Origin of the sequence: Streptomyces sp. NBC_00203 (genome assembly GCF_045206325.1) — a bacterium.
Taxonomy (GTDB): domain Bacteria; phylum Actinomycetota; class Actinomycetes; order Streptomycetales; family Streptomycetaceae; genus Streptomyces; species Streptomyces lutosisoli.
Window position 1 is genome coordinate 4,426,819 of the sequence record NZ_CP108126.1, and the last position, 25,927, is coordinate 4,452,745.

The window sequence follows — 25,927 nt, forward strand, 5'->3', positions numbered from 1 at the left end:
CTCGGGCTTCCTTACAGCGGCTCCAGGAACTCCAGCCGGTTGCCCACAGGATCCTCGGAGTAGAACCGCCGGTGGCCGGGCAGGTTGTCGTCCCAGGTGACGGGGGCGTCCAGGGCTTCGAGCCGGGCGGCGTACGCCTCGATGGCGGTGACGCGCAGCCCGGGGTGGGCCTTCTTGGCGGGGCAGAAGTCGGTCTCGATCCCCAGGTGCAGCTGCACGGCGCCTGCCCGGAACCAGCAGCCTCCGCGGGCGGCGAGGACGGGCGGCTTGGGTATCTCGGTCATGCCGAGGACATCGACGTAGTACGTACGCAGCCGGTCCTCGGAGCCGGGCGGGGCGGCGAGCTGCACATGGTCGACGGCGGCGAGCATCAGGCGGCCTTTCTGGCTACGGCGAACAGGCGCTGGAACGGCAGTACCGTGCCGTACGGCTGCGCCGGGTAGGCGTCGCGGAGCAGTTCCCGGTACTCGGCGACGAAGGCGTCGCGGTCCGCCGGCCGGTCGGCGAGTGCGGTGAGGACGGGCCGCAGCCCCGTGCCCTTCGCCCAGTCCAGGACCGGGTCCTCGCCGGCCAGCAGCTGCATGTACGTCGTCTCCCAGACGTCCACGTCGCAGCCGAGCCGGGTCAGCCGGTCCAGGTAGACGAGCGGGTGGTGGACCGAGTCCTCGTGGCGCAGGACGCCGTCGAGGAGGTCCTTCCAGCGGGCGGTGGCGGCGAGTTCGCGCATCAGGGCGTGCAGGGGCGCGTCGATGTTGTCGGGGACCTGGAAGGCGAAGGTGCCGCCGAGGGCGAGCGCGTCGAGCCAGGCCGGGAAGGACTCCAGGTGCCCCGGCACCCACTGGAGCGCCGCGTTCGAGACGATCAGGTCGTACGTGTCCGCCGGCGCCCATCTCGTGAGGTCGGCGTGGGCGAAGTCGAGGCGGCCGCCGCCGGTCGTGGGGCCCGCGTGCTCCTCGGTCCTGGCGAGCATCTCCGGGGAGTTGTCGTAGCCGGTGATGTGCGCGGCGGGCCAGCGCTCGGCGAGCTGGGTGGTGACGTTGCCGGGGCCGCAGCCGAGGTCGGCGATGCGGGCCGGGTCGCGGGGCAGTCGCGGGACGCGGGCGAGGAGGTCGGCGAAGGGTCGGGCGCGGTGCTCGGCGTGACGCAGGTACTGGCTGGGGTCCCAGGTGGGGTTGGTGCTGGCAGGCATGGGGGGCCTCCTCGAATGTCACGTCACCGGCGTCGTGGGAGTGATGGCCCGTTCGGGCCTCCACTCCCGCCACTCTCACAGCAAACTATCTCGACGTCAAGACTCTCTATATCAAGAGACTTCATGTCGACACAACCACTACACTGATCGTCATGGAGGACGAGGTCGATCGGCTGGTCGCAGCATGGCGCCGGGAGCGCCCGGACCTCGACGTGGAACCACTAGAGGTGCTCAGCCGGGTGAGCAGACTGGCCCGGCATCTGGACCGTGCGCGCCGTCTGGCGTTCTCCGAGCACAGCCTGGAACCCTGGGAGTTCGACGTCCTGACCGCGCTGCGGCGCGCGGGATCCCCGTACCAGCTCTCGCCGGGTCAGCTGCTGACGCAGACCCTGGTCACCTCGGGCACGATGACGAACCGCATCGACCGGCTGACGAAGAAGGGCCTGGTGGAGCGCCTCCCCGACCCGAGCGACCGCAGGGGCGTGCTCGTACGCCTCACGGAAGAGGGCCGCGACCGCGCCGACCAGGCGCTGGCCGGTCTCCTCGACCAGGAGCGCGCGATCCTGGCGGAGCTCAGCAGGGCCCAGCGAGGTGAACTGGCGGGTCTGCTACGCCAGTTGACCGCCCCGTTCGACAACATCCCCGGTTAGGTCGACGGGACCGACCCCGGCCCGCCGGGCGAGCGCCACGGCGGCGAGGGTCGAGTGCACACCGAGCTTCCCGAGGACGTTCTGCATATGCGTCCGTACGGTGTGCGGCGAGAGGAAAAGCCTCTCCGCGACGGCCTTCCGCCCCAGCCCGGCGACCATGCACCGCAGCACTTCACGCTCCCGGGGCGTGAGCGACTCGACGAGCCGCTCGCTCTCGGTGCGGTGCTTGCGCGCGGCGGTGAGCTCGCGCAGCACCCCGGTGAGCAGGGCGGGCGGTAGATGCGTCTCGTCCCGCAGCACCCCCCGTATGACGGTGAGCAGCCGCGACAGCGAACAGTCCTTGGCGACCCAGCCGGAGGCACCGGCCTGCAGCGCCAGAGCCGCCCGCCGGGGATCGTCCTTCTCGGCCAGCACGACGGTCCGTACGCTCGGCTGCCCGGACCGCACCCCTGCGACCAGGGAGATCCCGTCCACCAGCCCGTCCTCGTTGCTCTCCTGGACGGGCACCGCCGGACGCATGCCGGGCAGATTGCCGCCCAGGTCCGCGTCGACGAGCAGCACATCGAATCTGCGGCCTTCCGCCGCCGCGCGCTCCAGGCAGCGCAGCGCGGCGGGACCGCTGCCCGCTGCGGACACGTCGACGTCGGGCTCGGCCGCGAGGGCGGCAGCGAGCGACTCGGCGAAGATGCGGTGGTCGTCGACGACCAGTACTCGGATGCGAACCACTCTGAAACCCCCACTGTCGGGGGACGGCCGGTGCGGGTACGGCGCCCGAAGTGATCCCGAGCCGTTGACGACTCGGAAAGCAGGGTGCCGCAGCCACACGGCCGCCGCCGTGCTGGAACTGCTACCCCCACTACGGGCGTCGTACCCGACTGTCTCGCCCCCTGATCAGCACCGGCCCCCACCGGTGCTGTTCATCAGGGTAAGGCCGGGGGCGGGGAGCGGAAGGTAATTTGCAGAACTGATTGGCCAGCGCGTTTATGGTGAGCCGTATGTTTCGTATTGAGACAGGAGACGACAAGGACCGCCGCGATCTGCTCCGCAAGCGACTGCGGGACACCAACACGGCGGCGTCTCCGATCCTCCGCGCCCTGCGGGGAACCCCCGGTGAACGCGAACTTCCGCTCCATATCTGGGCGTTGGACGAGGCAGGCGCCCTCGCCGGCGGCCTGGTGGGACACACCTGGGCGACCTGGCTCCACGTGACGTACCTCTGGGTGGACGACCTCCACCGCGGCGCGGGCCTCGGCTCCCGGCTCCTGTCCCACGCGGAACACTTGTCCCACCAGGAACGCGGCTGCCTCAACTCCCGCCTGGAAACCTGGGATTTCCAGGCCCCGGAGTTCTACAAGAAACAGGGCTACGAGGTGGTGTGCGTGATTCCCGACTATCCACCGGGGGTTACGGAGTACACCCTGACAAAACACCTGCCCTGACCAGGACTTTCCTCGCCCCCGGCCTCAGCTCAGGCGGCGGGCCCCGGCCGACGGCACCGCCGGGAACACCCGCGGCGCCGTGAAGCCCGCCGCCGCGAAGGCCTCCGTCACCGCCTTGGTGACGGTGTCCACGTCGCCGGACTCGACCAGGACGATCGCCGAGCCACCGAAGCCACCCCCCGTCATACGCGCGCCGAGCGCACCGGCAGCGTTGGCCGTGGAGACGACCAGGTCCAGCTCGTCGCAGGAGATCCGCAGATCGTCCCGGAGGGAGACGTGGCCATCGGTGAGGACGGGCCCGATGGCCCGGACGTCACCCGCGTCCAGCAGCGCGATGACCTGATCGACACGGTGGTCGTCGGAGACGACATGGCGCACGTAACGGCGCACGCGCTCGTCCGCCAGGCGCGCGAGGGCCGCGTCGAGCCCCTCGTACGCAACGTCGCGCAGGTGCGACACCCCGAGCTGCCGCGCGCCCTCCTCGCACCCTTCGCGCCGCTCGGCGTACGCCCCGTCGCCGAGCGCGTGCTTCACGCGGGTGTCGACGACCAGCAGTTCGAGCCCCTGGGCGGCCAGGTCGAAGGGGACCTGGCGGATGGACAGGTCACGGCAGTCGAGGTGCAGGGCGTGCCCCTCGGTGCAGCACGCGGACGCCGTCTGGTCCATGATCCCGCAGGGCACGCCGACGAAGTCGTTCTCGGCGCACTGGGCCAGGCGGGCCAACTCGGGGCGGGTGAGGCCGAGTTCGTACAGGTCGTTGAGGGCGAGCGCCGTCACGACCTCCAGGGCGGCCGAGGAGGACAGGCCCGCGCCGGTCGGCACCGTCGAGGCCAGGTGGATGTCCGCGCCGGTGACGGCGTGGCCCGCCTCGCGCAACGCCCACACCACACCCGCCGGATACGCGGCCCAGCTGGTGTTCGTCAGCGGCACCAGCTCGTCCACGTGCAGTTCGACGACCGGTCCCTCGATGTCCGCCGAGTGCAGGCGCAGGACCCCGTCGGCGCGCCGCGAGACCGCCGCGAGCGCCGTGTGCGGCAGCGCGAGCGGCATCACGAAGCCCTCGTTGAAGTCGGTGTACTCACCGATCAGGTTGACCCGGCCGGGCGCGGCCCAGATCCCCTGGGGCGCGGCCCCGTACAGCTCCTCGAAGCCCTCACGAATACCGGCCTGCCCGACGCCCTGCTGCCCCACGTGCCCCACCTGTTCGCTCCTCGGTCCCTAGTCCCTGTTCTGCGCGAACGCCCACGCGTCCGCGACGATCCCCGCGAGATCCGCGCGGGACGGGTTCCAGCCGAGCCGCTCCCGGGCGGCCTCCGCCGAGGCCACCAGGATCGCCGGGTCGCCGCCGCGGCGCGGCGCGACGACCTCGGGGATCGGGTGCCCGGTCACCTGGCGCACCGTCTCGATGACCTCGCGGACGGAGAACCCGTTGCCGTTGCCGAGGTTGCAGATCAGGTGCTCGCCCAGGGACGCGGCCTCGACCGCCAGCAGGTGGGCCTCGGCCAGGTCCGCGACGTGGATGTAGTCGCGGATGCAGGTGCCGTCGGGCGTCGGGTAGTCGTCGCCGTAGATCGAGATCGCGTCACGGCGGCCCTGCGCGACCTGGAGGACCAGCGGGATGAGGTGCGACTCGGGGTCGTGGCGCTCGCCGCACTCCCCGTACGCGCCCGCCACGTTGAAGTACCGCAGGGACACCGCGCCCAGTCCGTGCGCCGCCGCCTCGCCGGTGATCATGTGGTCGACGGCGAGCTTGGAGGCGCCGTACGGGTTGGTGGGCTTGGTCGGCGCGGTCTCGACGATCGGGGTCGTCTCCGGCTCGCCGTACGTGGCGGCCGTGGAGGAGAAGACCAGCTTGCGGACGCCCGCCTCGCGCATCGCGGCGAGCAGCGCCATGGTGCCGCCGACGTTGTTGTCCCAGTACTTCTCGGGTTTCACGACCGACTCGCCGACCTGCGAGAACGCGGCGAAGTGGAGCACGGCGTCGAACGAGGAGTCCAGCCATTTGGCGGCATCGCGGATGTCGCCCTCCACGAAGGTCGCCCCGGCGGGCACACCCTCGCGGAAGCCGGTCGACAGGTTGTCGAGGACCGTGACCTCGTGACCGGCCTCGATCAGATGCTGCGCGACCACGCTGCCGACATATCCCGCGCCGCCGGTGACCAGGTACTTCCCACTCATGAACTCGCTACCTCTCGCAGTCGCTGGGCCGCGGTCTCCGGCGGCACGTCGTTGATGAACACGCTCATGCCGGACTCGGAACCCGCGAGGAACTTCAGCTTGCCGGAAGTGCGGCGAATGGTGAAAAGCTCGAGGTGGAGCGCGAAGTCGTCCCGGTTGACGCCTTCGAAGTCCTCCAGCGGCCCGAACGGCGCCTGGTGCCATCCGGCGATGTACGGCGTCGGGGGCTCCCCTTCACCGAAGATCCGGTCGAAGCGCCTCAAGAGTTCCAGATAGACCTTGGGGAACTCTGTGCGCGCTGCCTCGTCCAGGCCGAGCAGATCCGGCACGCGGCGCCGCGGGTAGAGGTGGACCTCGTACGGCCAGTGCGCGGCGTACGGCACGAAGGCCACCCAGTGGTCGGTCGACAGGACGATCCGGGAGCCGTCCGCCTCCTCGCGGGCGACGACCTCGTCGAAGAGGTTGCCGCCGCCGGTGGCCTCCTTGTGCACGGCGATCGAGCGCAGCATCAGGGCCGTACGCGGAGTGGTGAAGGGGTAGGCGTAGATCTGCCCGTGCGGGTGGCCGAGGGTGACGCCGATCTCGGCGCCGCGGTTCTCGAAGCAGAACACCTGCTCGACGGAGGGGAGGTGCGACAGCTCGGCCGTCCGGTCCGTCCACGCGTCCAGGACGAGGCCCGCCTGCTCCTCCGTGAGGTCGGCGAAGGACGAGTCGTGGTCGGAGGTGAAGCAGACGACCTCGCAGCGGCCGGAGTCGCCGGCCAGCGAGGGGAAGCGGTTCTCGAAGACCACGACGTCGTACGAGGAGTCGGGGATCTCGCTGAGCCGGTCACCGGAGGACGGGCACAGGGGGCATTCGTTCGCCGGCGGGTGGTACGTGCGGCCCTGGCGGTGCGAGGCGATCGCGACCGAGTCGCCGAGCAGCGGGTCCCGGCGTACCTCCGAAGTGGTGACGGTGGGGTCGAGCGGGCGCCGGTCCACCGCGTCGCGCACGACGTCGTCGCGTGAGTCGTAGTAGATGAGCTCACGACCGTCGGCCAGCCGGGTCGAGGTCTTCTTCACAGTCGGACTCCCCATCCGCACCCATTCAAACCTTCAAACAGAACCGAACACAACAAACCACAATGCAACAGCGACGTCAATGCCTGCGGTGGTTTGGGGGGTGTCTGTGGAGCTTGAGCAGCCTTCCGGGACCCATGGGGCATAGATACGGGCATGCAAACCCCCGCATACACGGCCAACCAGCTGGCCGGCACTCTGGCCGAGGGACTCCGGCTCCCCACGAACGGGCTCGACTACACGATCCTCGGCATCTACTTCGTCGTCGTGCTGGGCATCGGCTTCGCCGCCCGCCGCTCGGTGAAGACGAGCCTCGACTTCTTCCTGTCCGGGCGCTCACTGCCCGCCTGGATCACCGGCCTCGCGTTCATCTCGGCCAACCTGGGCGCCACGGAGATCCTGGGCATGGCCGCGAACAGCGCGCAGTACGGCGTCTACACCGTGCACTGGTACTGGATCGGCGCCATCCCGGCGATGGTCTTCCTGGGCCTGGTGATGATGCCCTTCTACTACGGCTCGAAGGTCCGCTCGGTCCCGGAGTTCCTGCTGCTCCGGTTCGACAAATGGGCGCACCTGCTGAGTTCGATCCTGTTCGCCTTCGCCGCGATTCTGATCGCCGGTGTCAATCTCTACTCACTGGCGATCGTGGTCGAGGCGCTCCTCGGCTGGCCGCAGTGGGTGGCGATCGTGGTGGCCGGCTTCTTCGTCCTCGCCTACATCACGCTCGGCGGCCTCTCCTCGGCGATCTACAACGAGGTGCTGCAGTTCTTCGTGATCCTCGCCGCGCTCATCCCGATCGCCGCGCTCGGTCTGAAGCGGGTCGGCGGCTGGGACGGCCTGACGCACTCGCTCGACCAGACCCACGGCGCCGACTTCACCACCGCCTGGGGCGGCACGGGCATCGGCAGCGACAACCCGCTCGGCGCGAACTGGCTGACCATCGTGCTCGGCCTCGGCTTCGTGCTCTCCTTCGGCTACTGGACGACGAACTTCGCGGAGGTGCAGCGCGCCCTGTCCGCGAAGAACCTGTCGGCGGCCCAGCGCACCCCACTGATCGCCGCATACCCGAAGATCTTCATCGTCTTCCTGGTGATGATCCCGGGCCTGGTGGCGGCCGTCCTGGTCCCGAAGATCGGCACGAGCGGCTCGGACCTCCAGTACAACGACGCGATCCCGTACCTGATGCAGGAGCTCCTGCCCAACGGCGTACTCGGCATCGCGGTGACGGGCCTCCTCGCGGCCTTCATGGCAGGCATGGCGGCCAACGTCTCGTCCTTCAACACGGTCTTCACGTCGGACATCTGGAGGAAGTACGTGGTGACCGACCGGGAGGACACCTACTACGTCCGCTTCGGCCGCCTGATCACGGTGGTCGGCGTAGTGGCGTCGATGGGCACGGCGTTCCTGGCGTCGTCCTTCTCCAACATCATGAGCTACCTGCAGACGCTGTTCTCCTTCTTCAACGTGCCGATGTTCGTGGTCTTCATCGTGGGCATGTTCTGGAAGCGCGCGTCGGTGAAGTCGGGCTTCTGGGGCCTGCTGGCAGGCACGACGGCGGCGATGGTGAACTACTTCGTCCTCTACAAGCGGGACATCATCGGCTTCCCCTCCGACCAGGGCGCCAACTTCGTCTCGGCGATCGCGGGCTTCGTGGCCGGCGCGGTCGTGATGGTGGCGGTCTCGCTCGTCACAGCCCCCAAGCCGGCGGAGGACCTCGAAGGCCTGGTGTACGGCACCCGCTCCCCCGGCATGGCCGAGCCGCCCGCCGCCGGCGACGACGCCTGGTACCGCAGGCCGGCGCTGCTGGGCTGGGGCGCGCTGATCCTGGCGGCTGCCTGCTACATCCCGTTCTCGTTCTGATCGCGCCTGATCCCATCTGACGAGGGAGGATTGATCAACCATGTCCGACCATTACTCGGACCGCGACGTCCAGCGCGAGGTCACCGAGCTGGAGAAAACGTCCGCGACCGCCACGCGCCTCTTCGACATCCGCCTCATGATCGGCGGCCTGTTCGTGGTCTACGGCATCATCGTCACGATCGCCGGCATCACCGTCTCCGACGCCAACCTGGAGAAGGCCGGGGGCGTCAACATCAACCTCTGGACGGGCCTGGGCATGCTGGCGTTGGGGCTTTTCTTCCTGGGGTGGCTGTGGCTGCGGCCGCTGGCGCCACCGGTGCCGATGTCCGACGGGGAGGAGCCGCCGTCGGAGTAACGCCCTCGGGAGGGGCCGGAGTCCTTGAGGGGACTGCGGCCCCGTACGGCTAATCGGGCTCTACGGCTATTCAGGCTGTGCGGAGAACAGGTCCTCGGCGTCGGTCACGTGGAGGGCCCGTTCCAACCAGGCCTTGAGCTGGTCCAGGTCAGAGCACGCCTCTACCCGGAGCCGGACGGACTCGGGGACTTGGAGGCCGCGCAGCTCCAGGATCCTCAGAGTCATCGCGACGCGCTCTTCAACTCGCCCTTCAACTCGCCCTTCAACGCGCCCTTCATCGCGCGTCCGTTCGGCCACCAGGTGCCTGAAGAAGTAGTTCACCGGTGACATCAGGTCCCTCCAAATCCCCTTCGCCTGGTCATCCACCAGGCCAGACGTCAAACGAGCTACGCGGCAGCAAGGTCGCACCACACGTACTTGCCTGTGTCGCCGCCCTGCCGCAGCGGATGCCAGCCCCAGTTGTCAGCGCAGGCCCGCACGAGGGTGAGGCCGCGGCCCGCCTCCGCGTCGGGGGTCAACGTCAGTTCGTACGGCGGTGGTTCGGGGTTCGCGTCCCACGCGCCGATGCGCAGGACTCCGTCCCGCCAGTGCAGCCGCAGGGCCGCGGGGCCCTTCGTATGCCGTACGGCATTGGAGACCAGCTCCGCCGCGAGCAGCTCGGCGACGTCGGCGAGGCGGATCAGGCCGTGCAGGGTGAGGATGAGGCGGACGGTGCGGCGGCAGACGGTGACGGCGCGAGCGTCGTGGGGGATGTGGAGGGCGTACTCCCAGGGAGCGGGTTCGGGTTCGAGCTCGATTTCTGGTTTGGGCATGACTGAACTCCGTTCGTGGGGTGGGGAGTTGGGGGGCATCTGCGGATGTCGGGCGGTGGCATGTCACGGCCGTCGTGGCAGGACGGAGTGGTGCGCTTCCGGTGATCCCGTGGTTCCGCAGCGTGTGCGTCGCGTCACTGACGGTAGGTCTGAAAATTGCTACCACGCAAGTCGTTCGCGTAATCTCGCACCCGAACGGGGCATCCCGGAGTGCAAGTTGAACCAGGGAGCTGCACATGGCAACACGGCGAAATCCCACGGCACGGCAGATGCGCCTGGGCGCCGAGCTGCGCAAACTTCGGGATGCCGCAGGGCTGAAGGCCACCGAAGCGGCGACCCTACTGGGGGTGAACTCCGCCCAGATGAGCCAGATCGAATCCGGAGTCGCAGGCGTCAGCGAGGAACGTGTGCGGCGCCTGGCCGCCCAATACTCTTGCGCTGACGAAGAGTTGATCGACGCGCTGGTGGCGATGGCGACCGATCGGACCCGCGGTTGGTGGGAGAAGTACCGAGGGCTGCTACCTATGCCATTCCTGGATCTCGCCGAGTTGGAGTACCACGCCACCTACCGGCACAACGTGGAGTTCCTGTACATCCCCGGCCTGCTTCAGACAGAGGACTACGCCCGCGCCATCTTCTCGTACAAGGTCCCCGAACCGCCCTACGGCGAGCTTGAGTTGCGCGTCCGCCATCGGATGGACCGGAAGGTTGCCATCGAGGGCCCCAACCCGGTCCTGTACAAAGCAGTGATCCACGAATCGGCGCTGCGTATCAGAGTCGGCGATCGAGCCGCTTCACGTACGCAGCTCGCCAACATCCTGGAACTCTCCGAAGCAGATCACATCACCGTACGCGTCATCCCCTTCGACCTGGACGGCTTCGCCGGCGCCGCAAGCGCCATGACGTACGTGGGCGGGACCGTACCCAAGCTGGACACCGCCTTGCGCGACACACCCCATGGCACGGCCTTCATCGACTCCGAGCCTCAACTCCACGCCCTTCGAACGCTTTTCCGTAAGGTGGAAGCTGTGTCACTCGAGCCCGAACGTTCGCGTGACTTCATCCACAGGCTGACGAAGGAATTGTGAGGCGTGCCATGACGACCCCCGACAACTGGCAGAAGTCGTCCTACTCAGGCTTCGGCGACGGCAACGACTGCGTGGAAATAGGCACCACCGACCCCCGCTCCCTCCACCTCCGCGAGAGCGACACCCCAGCCACTCACCTCACCACCACCCCCACCCCGCTCGCCGCACTCCTCCACCACATAAAGTCCGGCACGCTCACCGCGTGATCATTTGTCAGGCACGCCATGGCGACCCGTGTCGGCCTCCTGCACGGCAGCCGAGCGCGCCGCCTCGGCCACAGCCCGAAGCGCGTCGAGATGGGCGGCCAGTGCGTCGCGCCCCTCGGGAGTCAGGGAGAGCCACGTACGGGCCCTGCGGCTGACGCGCCCCTTGCGGACGTCGACGTAGCCGGCCTCTTCCAGCGTTCTGGTGATCTTGCTCAGCGCCGAGTCGGACAGTTCGCACCGGTCGCGTACGAGTGCGAAGTCCGCCTCGACGCAGCCGGAGAGGAAGGCCAGCACGGCCAGTCGGCTCGGGTGGTGGATGAGCTCGTTGAAGCCCGCTTGGGACAGGCCTCCCTCAGCGGGCATGGTCCCTCCTGGCGTCAGGCGACTGGGAACGGTTGCGGCGGGCGAACACGGCCCAAGCCCCTGCGGCACCCACGACGGCGGGGACCACGACGCACGCCATGTCACCGGCACCGCCGAGTCGGCACACCGCCCAGACGGCGACGCTCAACGCCATGAGCCCCAACGCCTCGCTCATGCGCCGTACGTTGCGGAGGCGCTGGGAGAGCGCAACCTGCACCCCGGTCACCTGAACGTTCATCCGAACGAACATCCATGCGATGCAGCAGGTGAACACCGCCACCGGCAGCGCCAGGAGCCGCTCCTCCTGCATGGCGGCCCACCCCGCCACGTCCAGACCGAAGACCAGACCTCCCACCGCCGGGAACCACCCCGGAGCCCGCCACCCCCGCACCCCGGCCCGTACCGACTCCACCTGAGCCAGCGTGTCGGTCGCCTGCGCCGGGGACACCCCCACCCGCTCCGCACCGCCGTCATGAGCACCAAGAGACACGAGACCGCTACCTTTCCGGCCGACAAGACCCTGAGGTTGCCAGCATGGCACACACTTTCCTACACGGAAAATGTGTGCTCGATTCGCAAGCAAGGCCCGCCCATTGGTGACGTCGACGAGCGTTGGCACGTACCACCGCATACCGTGCCAAGAGCACCCCTCCGGGTGCCCAACATCGTGCAGGGGCCGTCAGCAGAAGGAGTTCGTCCGTGGCGAAGGCATACCTGGTGGGCAGCGGCGTCGCCGCGCTGTCGGCGGCGGCTTTTCTGATCCGCGAGGGCGGGTTCGCGGGGTCCGACATCGTGCTCCTGGAGGAGCAGGACCGGGAGGGCGGCAGTCTGGACGCCGCAGGGTCACCCGAGACCGGGTACACCATGCGCGGTGGCCGTATGTTCGAGGTGCACTTCGACTGCACGTACGACCTGCTCGGCTCGATCCCCTCCCTGGACGATCCCTCGAAGTCGGTCACCGAGGACACCTTCGCCTTCCACGACGACTTCGCCTGGAACGATCACGCCCGGCTGGTCGACGCGTCGGGCACCGTGGTCGCGTCGCACTCGATGGGCTTCACGGAGCGCGACCGCGTGGAGCTCGTGAAGTGCGTGGCCACGCCCGAGGGGCAGTTGGACGGCAAGCGGATCACCGACTGCTTCAGCCCGGAGTTCTTCACCACCAACTTCTGGTGGATGTGGTGCACCACCTTCGCGTTCGAACCGTGGCACAGCGCGATCGAGTTCCGCCGCTATCTGAACCGGTTCGTGCATCTGTTCAAGACCTTCGACACCATGTCCGGGATCTACCGGACACGCTTCAACCAGTTCGACTCGATCGTCCGCCCGATGATGAAGTGGCTCACCGAGCAGGGGGTGACCTTCCAGTTCGGCACGCGGGTCACCGACCTGCGGCTCGCCGACGGCGACGCGCTCACCGTCACCGCGCTCACCCTGACGCGCGGCGGCCGCACCGAGGAGATCACGCTCGGCCCCGACGACCTGGTGATGGTCACCAACGGCTCGATGACCGCCGACTCCACCCTGGGCTCCACCGACACCGCACCCGTCCTGGACACCTCCGGCTCCAGCGGCGCCTGGGCCCTGTGGGACACCCTCGCGGCCAAACGCCCCGGCAGCCTGGGCAACCCGGCCGTGTTCCACTCGTCCGTCCAGGACTCCACCTGGGCGTCCTTCACCGTCACCACCCAGGACCCCACCTTCTTCAAGCTGATGGAGGACTTCAGCGGCAGCGAGGCGGGCAAGGGCGGCCTGATCACCTTCAAGGACTCCAACTGGCTGCTGACCATCGTCCTCAACCACCAGCCGCACTTCCGTGACCAGCCCGAGGACACCTTCGTGTGGTGGGGATACGGCCTGTTCCCGGACAAGGAGGGCGACTTCGTCAAGAAGCCCATGCGGCACTGCACCGGCCGCGAGATCCTCGACGAGGTCCTGGAGCACCTGCGCTTCGAGCAGGCCCCGCAGATCCTCGACAACTCGATCGTCGTCCCCGCCCTGATGCCGTACATCACCAGCCAGTTCCTGGTGCGCGGCGCGGGTGACCGGCCGCCGGTGGTGCCCGAGAAGTCGACCAACCTCGCCTTCATCGGCCAGTACGCGGAAGTCCCCGACGATGTCGTCTTCACCGTCGAGTACTCCGTGCGCACGGCCTGGACCGCGGTGGCCGGGCTGCTCCACCTCGACAGGCAGCCACCGCCGGTCTACAAGGGCCAGCACAATCCGAGGGTTCTCGTCGAAGCACTGGAAACGCTGCACCGACGCTGAGCGCCCCGCCCGTGCCGCTTAACGCTTCACCGGCGCCGAACGCTCCGCCGGCGCCGGACCTGCTCGCCGTTCACTCCAGCGGCCGGGGCTCCTGAGGTCCGGGCGAATGTGCCGCCACGGGCCCCGCCCGGTCCAGCAACCCCGTCCGCGCCGCCAGCGCGGCCGCCTCCAGCCGCGACCCCACCCCCAGCTTCATCAGCACCCGCTGGACATGGGTCCGGGCAGTCGACGGAGCGATCCCCATCCCGGCGGCGATCAGCCTCGTATCCTCACCGTCCGCGACCCGGACCAGGACCTCGACCTCCCTCGGCGTCAGCATCTGGAGCAGTCGCTGGCCCTCGTCGTCCGGCTGGGCGGCGGGGTTGAGGAGTTCACTGAAGGCGCCCTGGAGCAGTTGCGGGGCCACGGCCGCCTCGCCCGCGCGGGCCTTCATGATCGCGCGCTCGACTCCCTCTATGCGTTCGTCATGGCGTACGTAGCCCGAGGCGCCGGCGGCGAACGCGGCGGCGATGCCGCGTGGGTTCGGTACCGGGCCCAGGACCAGGACCGCCACCTGCGGGCGCTCCCGTTTGATCCTCACCACCGGGTCGAAGATTCCCGGCTCGGCGGGTGTCGCCGTACCGATCAGGCACACCTCGGGTGCCCGTGTGATCACCAGCTCCGCCGCTCCAGCGGCGGGCGCCGCCGCGGCGAGCACGCGGTGCCCTCGCAGCTTCAAGGCCGAGGCCAAGGCCTCGGCGAGCAGTCGGTGGTCGTCGACCACCATGAGCCGCACTCCCATCAGGCAACCCCCCAGTCCCCCCAAGCATCCCCACTGGTTCCCCGTGGATTAGGAGCCCCCCGGCTCTCCATCCCCCGGAAGCTACACGCTTGTTCGACGTTGCGCTTCCCCTACTGGAGAGAAGTGCCCCGGAATATCGAAATCCCTACCATTCGGGAGTGATGAGGGGTACGCGCACGGCCCCGCCCCTGAACAGGGACGGGGCCGTGGGAGACGTAGGAGAGAGAGATCCAGAGGCTCAGCCTCGGCTACTTCGCTCCGAAGGCGATCGCCAGGTACTCCTTGTCGTCCGACGCCGACAGCTTGCTGGCGTAGGGCGCGGACATATACAGGTGGCCGTCCTTGTAGATGACCTCCGCGTACTCCGGGAGCATGCTCGTCTCCACGTCGCGGGTCGCCTCCGTCGACGGGTTCTCCAGGAGCTTGGTCTCCTTGAAGGACGTGCCGTCGATGCTGACGATCTGCCCGCCCTTGTCGTACGGCGGAGACTTGTACGCGAGGAGGTTGCCGCCGTCCATGCGCAGCGGGGTGATGGAGTAGCCGTCACCCGCGTCGGCGCGCTGGCCGGTCTGCTTTCCGGTCGCCAGGTCGAATGCGATGATCTCGTTGGTCCGGCTGTAGTCGCCGGAGCCGTCGTGCTCCTCGGTCGGGATGTAGAGCTTGTCGTTGCCGACGGCGAGCGAGAAGCAGTACTCGATCCTGGTGATGCCGTCGCACCGGGCGGCGTACGTCTTCCCGGGCGCCGAGATCTTCGTACGCAGCTTGCCGGTCTTGCTGTCGATGGAGAAGAAGTCCGAGATGCCGCTGCCGTCACCGGCGGAGTCGCCGACGTCGGCCGCGACGACCAGCGGGTTCGTCGACACGACGCTCGCGTACTCGATGCCGGGCGACATCTTGTACTCGGAGATCACCGTCCCGGACTTCGGGTCGATGGTCTGGATGTGCAGCTGACGGGTGCTCCCGTACTCACCGCACTTGCGGACCGCGACCAGCTTGTCGCCGCCGCCGTACCCGGCGTCGTAGCAGCTGTCGGTCGGCTTCGGCGCCCACAGCTGCTTGCCGGTGGAGATGTCGAACGCGGCGCCGCCGCTGGTGCTGCCCGCGGCGACCGTGTTCGCGCTCACGGTGACGTTGTCGAGGCTGATGTCCTGGTCACCGGACTTGACCGTCTTGGTCCACAGCTTCGTGCCGGTGTCGAGGTCGAGGGCGGCGAGCTGGCTGCAACCGTGGGAGGGGTCCTCCTTGGTCGGCATGGCGGGCTCGTAGATGATCGCCGTCCGGTTGGCGTCGGTGCTGTGCCGGCTGGCCTGGCACACCGGGCCGGGGAGCTTGATCGTCCACAGCTTCGCGCCGGACTCGGGGTCGTAGCCGTCGACCTCGGCGTTGCCGCTCTTGGCGTACACCTTGTCGGTGAGCCAGGAGCCGACCGTGGTGACGCTGCTGTCGTCCTTGTTCACGGCGGGCGCGGGGATCTGGAACAGCACCGAGGAGCCGGTGTTGGACGGGACCTTCTCCTTGCCGGTGGAACCGGTGGTCTTGCCGTCGTCCTTGCCGTCCTTGCCGCCGGTGCCGCCGCTCGCACCGGCGGAGGTGTTCTTGCTGTCGTCCTCGCCGGACAAGCCCGCGTACCAGATACCGCCGCCGACGATCAGCGCGACGGCCACCACGGCCGCCACGATGATGACCATCTGGCTGTTGAACTTCCGCCCGCCGCCTCCCCCTTGGGGAGCCTGCGGCTGCATCGGCATGGTCTGCGGCTGCGGGTAGCCGTACGGGGTCTGCTGACCCGGAGCGCCATACGGCGGCTGCTGGCCCGGGGCACCGTACTGCGGCTGCGGCTGCTGGCCCGGGTAGCCGTAGCCGGGCTGGGCCGGGGGCGGCGGCGTCTGCGGGTAGCCGTACGGCTGCTGGGGCTGGCCCTGCGGCGGGGTGGGCGGGGGCGACTGCGGAGCCGCGGGCGCCTGCGGAGGCGGGGGCGTCTGCGGGTAGCCGTAGCCGGGGCCCTGCGCGGGCGGCGGGGGTGTCGGGGCGCCGAAACCGCCGGGGGGCGGGTCCTGCGGGGCACCGAAACCACCCGGCGGCGGGTCCTGGGGCGCGCCGAAACCGCCCTGCGGGGGCTGGTTCGGCGGCGGCGGGGGCGGCGGCTGACTCATGACGTGTGTACCTCGGATACGAAGGGGCCGAACGGGACGGAGGTGCGGTGGGCCCGGAGAGTGAAGAACCGGACGGGAGGGAGAAGCGGCGACGGCAGCGGCGGCAGAGGCAGCGGCAGCGGTCGGCTCACTTGCCGTAGGCCAGCATCAACTTCTCCTTCGCCTCGTCATTGCCCGTCAGCCGGGTGGTGGAGATGTAGAAGCGCCCGTCCACGTAGTCGACCGCCTTCGAGAAGAAACCGTTCTCGATGTCGGCGGTGCCCTGCGGGTTCTGCAGCAGCTTCGTCGTCGTGTGGCTGCTGCCGGTCGTCGGGATCGACACGATCCGGCCGCCGGCGTCGTACGACGGCTCGACGTACGCGATGAGGTTCGTACCGTCCATCTTCAGCGGCATCATCGACTCGTCCGCCGGGGACTTGACGCGCCACTTCTCCTTGCCGGTCTCCAGGCTGAACGCGACGACCTCGTTGGCGCCGCTCTTCGCCTCGGTCGGCAGATAGAGGGTGTTGGCGTCGGCGACGGCACCCTGGCAGCCGGTCAGATCGCGGTCGAGGATGGCGTAGCCGCACTCGGGCGCGAAGGTGTCCTGGCTCTTGAGCTGCGAACGGACGTCGCCGTTGTTCTTCAGCGCGGTGACGTTGACCGTCTTCTTGTCGTCGTTGGTCATGTAGAGGACGACGGGGTTGACGGAGTACGTGCGCTCGACCCGCCAGCCCTTGGGGATCTTCGTGGTCCACTTGGTCTTGCCGGTGACCGGGTCCAGCTCCTGCACCTCGTCGTGCTCGGTGTCGCTGCCGGCCCCGCAGGACGCCACGGACACCAGCTTGGCACCGCCCGCGAACCCTGCCGGGTAGCAGCTCGAACCGTACTTCTCCTTGTCCCACAGCTTCTTGCCGCTGCTGACGTCGTACGCCGTACCGGACATCGAGCGGCCGGCCACCAACGTGTCACCGGCGATGGACAGTTCGAGGGAGAGCGTGCTGTCGAAGAGCGCGCCGTCGGCGACCTTCCCGCTCCAGCCCTTGGCGCCGGTGTCGAGGTCGATCTGCTGGAGCTGGTTGCACTTGGCGCTGTCACTGGAACCGCTCATGTACGCCACGACGACCTTGTCGTCCGACGTCTTCTGCGGAGTGGCCGCGCAGATCTTCTGCGGGAAGGTGATCGCGTCCCAAGTGGGCTTTCCATCCCCGACGTTGTACGCGAAGACCTGCTTGTACGCCGCCTTCACCGCGGCCTTGCCGGTGATCCACAGACCGGGGGCGTCGGCACCCGAACCGGGCGCGTCCGGCGCCTCCTTGTACCAGAGCACCTTCGCCTCACCGGCCTGGCGGCCCTCGTTGAGGTTCTGCGGGTCCTCACCGCCGTTGCCGCTGCCGTCACCGGGGTTGACCGGATCGTCCGAGGCAGAAGCCTTCGGGCTCTGGCTCGGGCTCTGGCTCTTGTCCGCGCTGGACTTCTTGCCGTCGTCACCACTGCTGCCGACGGCCCATACGGTGCCGCCGACCACGAGCAACGCGGCCACGGCGGCGCCGATGACCACGGCGGGCTTGCCCTTGAAGGGGTTCTTGGAACCACCGCCGGGCCCACCGGGCGGCGGGGTGCCGGGCGCGCCCGGGTACTGCGCCTGGGGCGGATATCCGTACCCCGGCTGCGACTGCCCATAGGGACCGGGCTGGCCGTACGGCCCCGGCTGCGGCGGCTGTTGCGGCTGCGCGTACGGGCCCGGCTGGGCGTAGGGGCCCGGCTGCTGGGGGTATCCGTAACCGGGCTGCGGCTGCGATTGCGGAGGACCGGCGGGCGGAGCCTGCGGGGGCGCGGGCGCCTGGGGCGGCTGCGCGGGCGGAGGGGGCGTGCCCTGGGGCGCGTGGGGCGAGTTGGGGGGCGCGCCCTGCGACCGCGGGTCCTGCGGTGCGTTGGGGGGCGCGCCGAATCCGCCTTGCGCCCGCGGGTCCTGCGGCGCGCCGAAACCCCCCGCCGGCGGCTGATCCTGTGGTGCTCCAAAGCCGCCCTGCGGCGGCTGATTGGGCGGCTGACTCATCAGCGGCTCCCCCTCTTCACTGATGTGGCGCCCCACCGGCGGCGCTGGATTCGCGCCACGGCCAGTGGTTCTCAGACTGTTCTCAGACGGCTCTTTCTATCACTCCGGCGCACAGGAACAGGGGGTCGGTCCTTTCCCTGTTCCCAAGGGAGAACCGGCCCGTGATGCCGTCGTTACGCGCCTTCACGCGCCCTTCACCCACGCGCGCGCCGCACGTTCATGCGCTGTGCGCGGCACGGTCGTTGGGCGTGCACGGCTCGCACGTGGGACGTACCGCGGCTCGCACGTGGGGCGTGCGCGCTGTACTGGTGGGCGTGCGCGCCCTGTTCGTGGGGCGCGAGGTGGGCGTGTGGCGCCGTCGCAGGGCGCGGGTGTGCCGTGGCTTGAGTGACATACGCGTGTGGCTTGCGCGCCGTGCACGTATGGCTTGCGCAGGGCGCGCGTTGACTTCAGAGGGGCGCGTTTCCCACGTACGAGCTCATCCACGCGCCGTGCACCCAGTGGCTGACGCGCCGCCCGCTCACCTCGCTGCGCGCCGTCCATCTCGCTTACGCGCCGCCCAACTCCCGCCGCGCCGCCCGCCTAGTGACGGGCGCGCGCCCGCCCAGCTACGCGCCGCCCGCCCAACTGCGCGCCGCCCCCTCGCTTACGCGTCCTCCGCGAGCTCCAGCCAGCGCATCTCCAGCTCCTCGCGCTCCCCGGCCAACTCGCGCAACTCGGTGTCGAGTTTGGCGACCCGGGCGAAGTCGGTGGCGTTGTCGGCGATTTGGGCGTGCAGCTTGGTCTCCTTCTCGGAGATCTTGTCGAGCTGCCGTTCGATCTTCTGGAGCTCCTTCTTGGCGGCGCGGGCGTCGGCGGCGGACGCGGCCTTGGCGGGCGCGGGCGCGGCGGCGAGTACGGCGGCCGCGGCGACCTCCTCCATGCGCTTGCGCCGCTCCAGGTACTCGTCGATGCCGCGCGGCAGCATCCGCAGGGTGCCGTCGCCGAGCAGCGCGAACACGTTGTCCGTCGTGCGCTCGATGAAGAACCGGTCGTGGGAGATCACGATCATCGAGCCGGGCCACCCGTCGAGCAGGTCTTCCAGCTGGGTGAGGGTCTCGATGTCGAGGTCGTTGGTGGGCTCGTCGAGGAAGAGGACGTTGGGCTCGTCCATCAGCAGGCGCAGCAGCTGGAGGCGCCGCCGCTCACCACCGCTCAGGTCCCCCACGGGCGTCCACTGCTTCTCCTTGTTGAAGCCGAACGTCTCGCAGAGTTGCCCCGCGGTCAGTTCGCGCCCCGTGCCGAGGTCGACGCGGTCGCGGACGGCCTGGACGGCCTGGAGCACACGCCAGGTCGGGTCGAGTTCGGCGACTTCCTGGGAGAGGTAGGCGAGCTTGACGGTCTTGCCGGTGGAGATGCGCCCGGCGACCGGCTGCTGCTCGCCCTCGCTGCGGGCGGCCTCGGCCATGGCGCGCAGGAGGGAGGTCTTGCCGGCGCCGTTCACACCCACGAGCCCGACGCGGTCGCCGGGGCCGAGCTGCCAGGTGAGGTGCTTGAGCAGGACCTTCGGGCCCGCCTGCACGGTCACGTCTTCGAGATCGAACACGGTCTTGCCGAGCCGTGAGCTGGCGAACTTCATCAGCTCGCTCTTGTCGCGGGGCGGCGGCACATCCGCGATGAGTTCGTTGGCGGCCTCGACGCGGAAGCGCGGCTTGGAGGTACGGGCGGGGGCGCCGCGCCGCAGCCAGGCCAGTTCCTTGCGCACGAGGTTCTGCCGCTTGACTTCCTCCGTGGCGGCGATGCGCTCCCGCTCGGCGCGCGCGAAGACGTAGTCGGAGTACCCGCCCTCGTACTCGTACACCGCACCCTTCTGCACGTCCCACATGCGGGTGCAGACCTGGTCGAGGAACCACCGGTCGTGGGTGACGCACACCAGCGCGGAGCGGCGCTCGCGCAGGTGCTGGGCGAGCCAGGCGATGCCCTCCACGTCCAGGTGGTTGGTGGGCTCGTCGAGGATGATCAGGTCCTGCTCCTCGATGAGCAGCTTGGCGAGCGCGATGCGGCGGCGCTCACCGCCGGAGAGCGGACCGATGACGGTGTCGAGCCCCTGCGGGAACCCCGGCAGATCGAGCCCGCCGAACAAGCCCGTCAGTACGTCCCTGATCTTGGCGTTGCCCGCCCACTCGTGGTCGGCCATGTCGCGGATGACCTCGTGCCGGACGGTGGCCGTGGGGTCGAGGGAGTCATGCTGCGTCAGTACCCCCAGGTGCAGGCCGCCGGAGTGCGTGACGCGGCCGGTGTCGGCCTCCTCCAGCTTGGCGAGCATCCGGATGAGCGTCGTCTTGCCGTCGCCGTTCCGGCCGACCACGCCGATGCGGTCACCCTCGCTGACGCCGAGGGAGACTCCGTCGAGCAGGGCACGGGTGCCGTACACCTTGCTGACGGACTCGACATTGACCAGGTTGACGGCCATTTCTCTCCTGACGAGGGGGACGATCGACCCTCAAGGGTAGTCCGCGCGCCACAGGAGCCGAGCCGCGAGGTTTTTCGCCCCCGCCGCCCCTACCCGTCCCATCCCGTTCCTGGGGGCTGCGCCCCCAGACCCCCCTAAAAGATTGCGCAGTTCCCCGCGCCCCTGAAGAGAATCGTCTGCGGGACGGTGGGGGCTGGTCGCGCAGTTCCCCGCGCCCCTAAACAACCGCCGGCCCGCCCCGGGTGCTTTTAAGGGGCGCGGGGAACTGCGCGACCAGCCCCCACCCACCCGCAGCCGAAGAACCCACCCCCGGGGTCGAAGGGGCGGAGCCCCTGGGGATGGGACGGGTAGGGGCGGCGGGGGCGAACCCCAAGGCCCGCACCCCCGCCGGCCAGGCGCTACGCCCCGTTGCCAGAAAGCCTCTGCCGAGGGATCAGTGCCGACGCCGGAGCCAAGGAACGGCCCCGCCCCTGTACGCCCCCTTCGGCGACCGCACGGTCATGCACCGGCATGTCGTCACGGAGCAGCTGCTCGGGGATGAGCACCGCCGCGGTGACGCCACCGTTCGGCGACTGCCTCAGCTCCACCCGCAGGCCCTGCCGCTCGGCCAGCCGGTTCACCACGAACAGACCGATCTGCTTGGCGTCGAGCAGGTCGACCTTCTGCGCCTGGATCTTCCGGTTGGCGTCGGCCATGGCCTCGTCGTTCATACCGAACCCGCTGTCCTCGACCTCGATGAGGACACCGTCCCGCATCCGCGCGGCCCGCAGCTGCACCTTGGTGCTGGGCGGCGAGAAGGCGGCGGCGTTCTCGACGAGCTCGGCGAGGAGGTGGATCACGTCGGCGACCGAACCGCCGGCCACCGAGACCCGCGGTACGGCCCAGATCTGGACCCGTGTCGCGTCCTCGATCTCCGCGACGGCGGCGCGCAGCACGTCCGCGAGGGGGATCGGGGTGCGCCAGCTACGCCCGGGCGCGATGCCGGAGAGGATGAGGAGGCTCTCGGAGTGGCGGCGCATACGGGTGGCGAGGTAGTCGACCCGGTAGAGGTCCTGGAGTTCGAGAACGTCCTGCTGGCGCTGCTCCATCGTCGAGAGCAGGTCCAGCTGGCGGTGGAGCAGCACCTGGCTGCGGCGCGCGAGGCTGACGTACACGCCGGAGATCCCGCTCAGCAGTTCGGCGCGCTCGGACGCGGCCTTGAGCGCGGCCCGCTGCACGGCGGTCAGGGCGGTACCCACCTGTGCCAGTTCGTCGCCCACCAGTCGCCGCATGGGCGCCTCGAGGTCGATGTCGACGCCCTGCCCGGCATGCAGTCGCCGCATGGCCTGCGGCAGCCGTCGCCCGGCCACCTCCAGCGCGGAGTTCCGCAGATCCAGCAGTTCCACGATCAGCCCGCGGCCGACGAGCACGGACACCAGCAGCGACAGCAGCACACCGACGAGGCCTAGCACCACCGCGATGCCGGACGCGCCGAGCGTGTCCCAGCCGAACGGGTTCGCCTTCGCGGCGGCCGCGGTCCCGGCCCCCGCCTCGGCCTTGGTCAGGCCCTTCAGCACGGCCGAGACGGAGCCGTCCCAGCCCGCGACGAGACCCGCGGACACGGCGGAGGCCCCCGGCCCGGCGCTGCGTACACGGTTCTCGACGGCCTGGAGCCGCGTGTAACTGTCGCTCTCCAGGACGGAGTTGTACGCCGCCCGGTGCTCGCTCTTCAGATCGGCGACCGCGGGCTTCAGCAGCGACCGCTGCGTGGCGACGGCCCCGGCGAACAGCGCGTACTGGTTCGTGGTCAGCGTCCCGGTCCCCCGCCCGGCGGTCAGCAGGGCCTGCTCCTGGGAGACGGCCTCGCGGGCGCGGGAGAGTTCGAGGACGACGCGGGCCTCGCTGGTCGCGTCGGTGTTCTGGTCACCGGTGAGCGCCCCGGTGACGGAGAAGCCGTGCTCGATGATCGCGGAGTACTTCGTGAACGCGGCGGAGGATGCCGCGCCCTTCACGCCGACCTCGGTACGCAGGGCCGGAAGGCCGCCCGCGTCGTTCTGGAGGCGGGTGATGCGGGCGGGCAGTCCGGTGTCCAGCAGCGCTGCGTCGGAGCTGGACGCGTTGACGCCGTCGAGGAGCGCGGAGGCGGCCTTGTCGGTGGTGGTCCGCGCGGTCTTGAGGGCGGCGAGACCGCTGCCGCTCGGCGCGGCCACGTACCGCAGCGTGGCGGACCGCTCGCCCTGGAGGGCGGTGACGAAGTCGCCGACGGGCGCGAGGAGTTCGGAGTTGACGTCCTTGGCCGTCTCCAGCGCGCCGATGCTGGAGGCAGTGGTCACGGCGGCGAAGCCCCACAGCGCCATGAGGGACACGATGGGCAGCATGAGCAGGGCGACGATCTTCGCGCGAACCGATCTGGGACGCAGCCGGTCGGGCGTGCGGGGGACACGCATGGGGGGACCTCGTTCAGTGAGGGAGTTGCGGAGAAGGAGTTACGGGGGGAGGACGTACGGACGGCACGGGCGGCACGGGCGGCCGCAGTTGCCGACGGACGGCCGTAACGGCGGCCGCGGGGACGTGAACGACCGGAACGGCGGGCTCAAGGCCGTAAGAGGAGAGGAAGTGAACGCACGAGGCCACCTGGGGGAAGTCGTACGACTCAGGCCGTGGAGAGCTCGACCTGACGCAGCAGTTCGACGGCGGCGGCCGACTCGTCCCGCTTCCCGGTCGGGGACAGCGCGACGTACGCGGAGGTCAGGAAGAGGAACGAGCCGAGCACCACGGCGAGCGGGAAGATGAACTCGGTGGCCGTGGCCCCGGACAGCGACGCGCTGCTGGGCGCGAGGCTGATGCTGACGGCCCACATGCCGGTGTAGTGCATGCTGACGACCGCGAGGCCCATGACGAGCGCGGCGGCGGTGGCGAGGATCGGCCCGCGCACGATGAGGGTGAGCGTGAGCGCGGCGGTCGCGGCGACGACGGCGATGATGACGGAGGCGATGACGAGGGTGGGGTCGTAGTTGACCTCGCCGTGCAGGTTGAGCGCGGCCATGCCGGTGTAGTGCATGGCGGCGACGCCGACGCCGGTACCGAGCCCGCCGAGCAGCACGGCCCGTACGGGAGACCGTCCGAACCCGGCGGTGAAGACGCCCGCGCCGACGACCGCGATCGACATCAGCAGGCTGAGCACGGTGAGCGGGACGTCGTAACGGATGGGCGTCCCTTCGACCGAGAAGCCCATCATGGCGATGAAGTGCATGGTCCAGATGCCGGACCCGATGGCGATGGAGGCCAGCAGCAGCCAGTTGCGCTTCGAGGCGCCGTCGGCCTCAAGGGCCCTGACCGTGCACCTCAGTCCGAGTGCCGAGCCGACGCAGGCCATCGCGTAAGAGAGGACGGGAGTGACCCATCCTGCGCTGAAGTGGTCCATGTGTCCCATGGGGAAACCCCTCTCGCCGTCGCGCGGGCATGGCCGCGCACACGGAAGTACCGCCGGTAACAAGAGACCGGGGACGGCTGATCATGCCAGCACCACCTGAGGAGCAGACGGCGCGAAAGGGACCATGGGGGTGATAGATGAGAATTAAATTACGGTGACGTAGGTTACACCCGCGTTGCATACTTATGCAGCGACAGACGTCCTCGCCCCGCCCGCTCCACCAGCAGCCACCCCACGAGCGTCATCGCCACGGCCACCGGAGCCGTCACCCGCACCGCGATCAGCATCGCCGTACGGCCTTCCAGAAGCCCCCCGAAGCCGACCATGGACAGCCCGAGCACACCGAAGAGGCAGAGGGCGACACCGACCGCGGCAGCCGGGCCCGCTCCACCGGAGAGGACATCCGCGGACACTTCTGGGGAGACCTCCGGGGATGCCTCCGGAGAGGCCTTCAACTTCCCTCCCGCAGAAGATCGTTCGAACCGCCGGAACGCCGCGACGAGCACCCCCGTGACCACCATCGCCGCCGCGATCCGCAGCGGCACCTGCGCCCACCAGCCCCCCGTCGCAGGCTCCGGCAGCCGCGCCCCCGCGGCAAGCAGCACCCCGTACACGCCGAGCATCGCCGTGAGGTGCCACAGGAAGGCCGTCATGGACACACCGTTGGCGGCGACGACGGTCCGCCACACCCGCGGCCGGCGCAGCCACCGCCCCGCGGGCTCCCGCAGCAGCTCCACCGCGCCGACCAGCCACAGCCCGTGACACAGCAGCGCGAAGGTCGGCGGTGCCATGTTGGAGATCCTCTCGCCGGGCATCCCGACCATCGACAGCGGATACGGCCCGTACGCCACCAGCAGCGCGGCCCCCGCGAGTCCGGCGCCCGCGAGGACGTACGGCCGCCCCAGCCGCCCGTCCGCGCGCAGGAATCCGAGCTGGTGGACCGCGAGCCAGACGAAGGCGAAGTTGAGGAACTCGACGTACGGCACCCCGAACGCGAACCGCAGCACGTCCACGGACGCGGCCGCCGCGACCAGCCCGCCGAACGCGCCCCAGCCGTACCGCTCGTGCAGCCGCAGCAACGGCGGCGTGAAGGCCACCATCGCCAGATAGATCCCTATGAACCACAACGGCTGCGCCACCAGGCGAAGCGACACGTCCAGCAATCCGCCGCCCTCACCCGCGAGTTGCAGCGCGAGAGCGCCCGCGCCCCACACCCCGATGAACACGACGGTCGGCCGCAGCAGCCGCTGCAACCGAGCGCGCAGGAACACGGAGTAGACCGGGGAACCCTCCGACCGCCTCCGCAGCGAGCGGTACGACAGCGCGTGCGAGAAGCCGCCCACGAAGAAGAACACCGGCATGATCTGCAGCACCCAGGTGAGCAGTTGGAGCCCCGGCTCCACCGCGAGCAGATTGCCGACCTCGGCCCGCCCGTCGTCCCCGACGGTCACGGCGGCCATCAGCCAGTGCCCGAGCACCACCGTGCCGAGCGAGGCGACCCGCAGCAGGTCGATGTACTTGTCGCGCGAGGCGGGTGTGGCCGCGGCGAGCTCATGAGCGCTTGATCCCATACGGGTACGGTGGCGCCGCACACCCGGCGGGCGGCAGCGCTCCCGTACTCAACT

Annotated in this window: 24 protein-coding genes; 7 read left to right on the plus strand and 17 right to left on the minus strand. The window is 69.6% G+C overall.

Features of this window, described 5'->3' with window-relative positions; genetic code table 11:
- Positions 1-11 precede the first annotated feature (11 nt).
- Positions 12-371 (minus strand): glyoxalase, encoded by a 360-nt coding sequence (locus OG975_RS19865; protein ID WP_406330625.1) that lies wholly within the window; start codon positions 369-371, stop codon positions 12-14.
- Positions 371-1,189 carry a trans-aconitate 2-methyltransferase gene (locus tag OG975_RS19870; protein WP_406330626.1) on the minus strand — a complete coding sequence of 273 codons (819 nt, stop codon included), beginning with the start codon at positions 1,187-1,189 and terminating at the stop codon, positions 371-373. Before OG975_RS19870 ends, OG975_RS19865 begins: the two co-directional genes overlap by 1 nt.
- 152 nt (positions 1,190-1,341) lie before the next feature.
- Here OG975_RS19870 and tamR point away from each other — a divergent pair, with 152 nt between their 5' ends.
- The gene (gene tamR, locus OG975_RS19875; protein WP_362519295.1) at positions 1,342-1,839 is read left to right on the plus strand and encodes a MarR family transcriptional regulator TamR; all 498 of its coding nucleotides are present in this window, start codon (positions 1,342-1,344) and stop codon (positions 1,837-1,839) included.
- Here tamR and OG975_RS19880 read toward each other — a convergent pair.
- Positions 1,798-2,565 (minus strand): response regulator transcription factor, encoded by a 768-nt coding sequence (locus OG975_RS19880; RefSeq protein WP_351859695.1) that lies wholly within the window; start codon positions 2,563-2,565, stop codon positions 1,798-1,800. The two genes, tamR and OG975_RS19880, sit on opposite strands and share 42 nt — an antisense overlap.
- 257 nt (positions 2,566-2,822) lie before the next feature.
- On the opposite strand from OG975_RS19880, the gene OG975_RS19885 reads away from it, so the two are divergent.
- A complete protein-coding gene (locus OG975_RS19885) occupies positions 2,823-3,278 on the plus strand; it encodes a GNAT family N-acetyltransferase (RefSeq protein WP_406336359.1) in 456 nt (151 codons plus the stop codon).
- Between the two features lie 24 nt (positions 3,279-3,302).
- Here OG975_RS19885 and galK read toward each other — a convergent pair whose 3' ends face one another.
- The 3 genes from galK to galT are packed head-to-tail and all read right to left on the minus strand — an operon-like array spanning position 3,303 to position 6,517.
- Positions 3,303-4,478, minus strand: coding sequence for a galactokinase (gene galK, locus OG975_RS19890; RefSeq protein WP_406330627.1), 1,176 nt, complete (start codon positions 4,476-4,478; stop codon positions 3,303-3,305).
- 18 nt (positions 4,479-4,496) lie between these two features.
- Complete coding sequence (gene galE, locus OG975_RS19895) at positions 4,497-5,456, minus strand: UDP-glucose 4-epimerase GalE (protein ID WP_406330628.1); 960 nt, start codon at positions 5,454-5,456, stop codon at positions 4,497-4,499.
- Positions 5,453-6,517, minus strand: a complete 1,065-nt coding sequence (gene galT, locus OG975_RS19900; protein ID WP_406330630.1) for a galactose-1-phosphate uridylyltransferase — start codon at positions 6,515-6,517, stop codon at positions 5,453-5,455. Before galT ends, galE begins: the two co-directional genes overlap by 4 nt.
- A 153-nt stretch (positions 6,518-6,670) precedes the next feature.
- Here galT and OG975_RS19905 point away from each other — a divergent pair, with 153 nt between their 5' ends.
- Together OG975_RS19905 and OG975_RS19910 are read left to right on the plus strand one after the other, a co-directional pair.
- A complete protein-coding gene (locus OG975_RS19905; RefSeq protein WP_406330631.1) occupies positions 6,671-8,374 on the plus strand; it encodes a sodium:solute symporter family protein in 1,704 nt (567 codons plus the stop codon).
- A gap of 40 nt (positions 8,375-8,414) precedes the next feature.
- On the plus strand, positions 8,415-8,729 hold the full coding sequence (locus OG975_RS19910) for a hypothetical protein (RefSeq protein ID WP_406330633.1): 315 nt from the start codon (positions 8,415-8,417) through the stop codon (positions 8,727-8,729).
- 66 nt (positions 8,730-8,795) lie between these two features.
- On the opposite strand, the gene OG975_RS19915 is transcribed toward OG975_RS19910, so the two are convergent.
- Both OG975_RS19915 and OG975_RS19920 read right to left on the minus strand, forming a co-directional pair.
- Positions 8,796-8,954: a hypothetical protein gene (locus OG975_RS19915; protein ID WP_406330634.1), complete on the minus strand. Its 159-nt coding sequence runs from the start codon at positions 8,952-8,954 to the stop codon at positions 8,796-8,798.
- A gap of 161 nt (positions 8,955-9,115) precedes the next feature.
- On the minus strand, positions 9,116-9,541 hold the full coding sequence (locus tag OG975_RS19920) for an ATP-binding protein (protein WP_406330636.1): 426 nt from the start codon (positions 9,539-9,541) through the stop codon (positions 9,116-9,118).
- Between the two features lie 236 nt (positions 9,542-9,777).
- On the opposite strand from OG975_RS19920, the gene OG975_RS19925 reads away from it, so the two are divergent.
- A complete protein-coding gene (locus OG975_RS19925) occupies positions 9,778-10,629 on the plus strand; it encodes a helix-turn-helix domain-containing protein (RefSeq protein ID WP_406330637.1) in 852 nt (283 codons plus the stop codon).
- Between the two features lie 8 nt (positions 10,630-10,637).
- The gene (locus tag OG975_RS19930; protein ID WP_406330638.1) at positions 10,638-10,835 is read left to right on the plus strand and encodes a DUF397 domain-containing protein; all 198 of its coding nucleotides are present in this window, start codon (positions 10,638-10,640) and stop codon (positions 10,833-10,835) included.
- On the opposite strand, the gene OG975_RS19935 is transcribed toward OG975_RS19930, so the two are convergent.
- Positions 10,836-11,198 (minus strand): winged helix-turn-helix domain-containing protein, encoded by a 363-nt coding sequence (locus OG975_RS19935; protein WP_406330639.1) that lies wholly within the window; start codon positions 11,196-11,198, stop codon positions 10,836-10,838.
- Entirely contained in the window at positions 11,188-11,688 is a 501-nt protein-coding gene (locus OG975_RS19940) for a hypothetical protein (RefSeq protein ID WP_406330640.1), read from the minus strand. The genes OG975_RS19935 and OG975_RS19940 overlap by 11 nt, the downstream gene beginning before the upstream one ends.
- 209 nt (positions 11,689-11,897) lie before the next feature.
- Here OG975_RS19940 and OG975_RS19945 point away from each other — a divergent pair, with 209 nt between their 5' ends.
- The gene (locus OG975_RS19945) at positions 11,898-13,466 is read left to right on the plus strand and encodes an oleate hydratase (protein WP_406330641.1); all 1,569 of its coding nucleotides are present in this window, start codon (positions 11,898-11,900) and stop codon (positions 13,464-13,466) included.
- A gap of 70 nt (positions 13,467-13,536) precedes the next feature.
- Here OG975_RS19945 and OG975_RS19950 read toward each other — a convergent pair whose 3' ends face one another.
- The 7 genes from OG975_RS19950 to OG975_RS19980 form a co-directional block, all read right to left on the minus strand.
- Complete coding sequence (locus OG975_RS19950) at positions 13,537-14,247, minus strand: response regulator transcription factor (protein ID WP_327429342.1); 711 nt, start codon at positions 14,245-14,247, stop codon at positions 13,537-13,539.
- Between the two features lie 248 nt (positions 14,248-14,495).
- On the minus strand, positions 14,496-16,400 hold the full coding sequence (locus OG975_RS19955; protein WP_406330642.1) for a PQQ-binding-like beta-propeller repeat protein: 1,905 nt from the start codon (positions 16,398-16,400) through the stop codon (positions 14,496-14,498).
- 127 nt (positions 16,401-16,527) lie between these two features.
- Positions 16,528-18,438 (minus strand): PQQ-binding-like beta-propeller repeat protein, encoded by a 1,911-nt coding sequence (locus tag OG975_RS19960; protein WP_406330643.1) that lies wholly within the window; start codon positions 18,436-18,438, stop codon positions 16,528-16,530.
- Positions 18,439-19,084: 646 nt separating this feature from the next.
- Positions 19,085-20,890, minus strand: a complete 1,806-nt coding sequence (locus tag OG975_RS19965; RefSeq protein ID WP_406330644.1) for an ABC-F family ATP-binding cassette domain-containing protein — start codon at positions 20,888-20,890, stop codon at positions 19,085-19,087.
- A gap of 398 nt (positions 20,891-21,288) precedes the next feature.
- Positions 21,289-23,316 (minus strand): nitrate- and nitrite sensing domain-containing protein, encoded by a 2,028-nt coding sequence (locus tag OG975_RS19970; protein ID WP_406330646.1) that lies wholly within the window; start codon positions 23,314-23,316, stop codon positions 21,289-21,291.
- 206 nt (positions 23,317-23,522) lie between these two features.
- A complete protein-coding gene (locus tag OG975_RS19975; RefSeq protein WP_406330647.1) occupies positions 23,523-24,302 on the minus strand; it encodes an MHYT domain-containing protein in 780 nt (259 codons plus the stop codon).
- A gap of 164 nt (positions 24,303-24,466) precedes the next feature.
- Positions 24,467-25,873: an acyltransferase gene (locus OG975_RS19980; protein WP_406330649.1), complete on the minus strand. Its 1,407-nt coding sequence runs from the start codon at positions 25,871-25,873 to the stop codon at positions 24,467-24,469.
- Between the last annotated feature and the right edge of the window lie 54 nt (positions 25,874-25,927).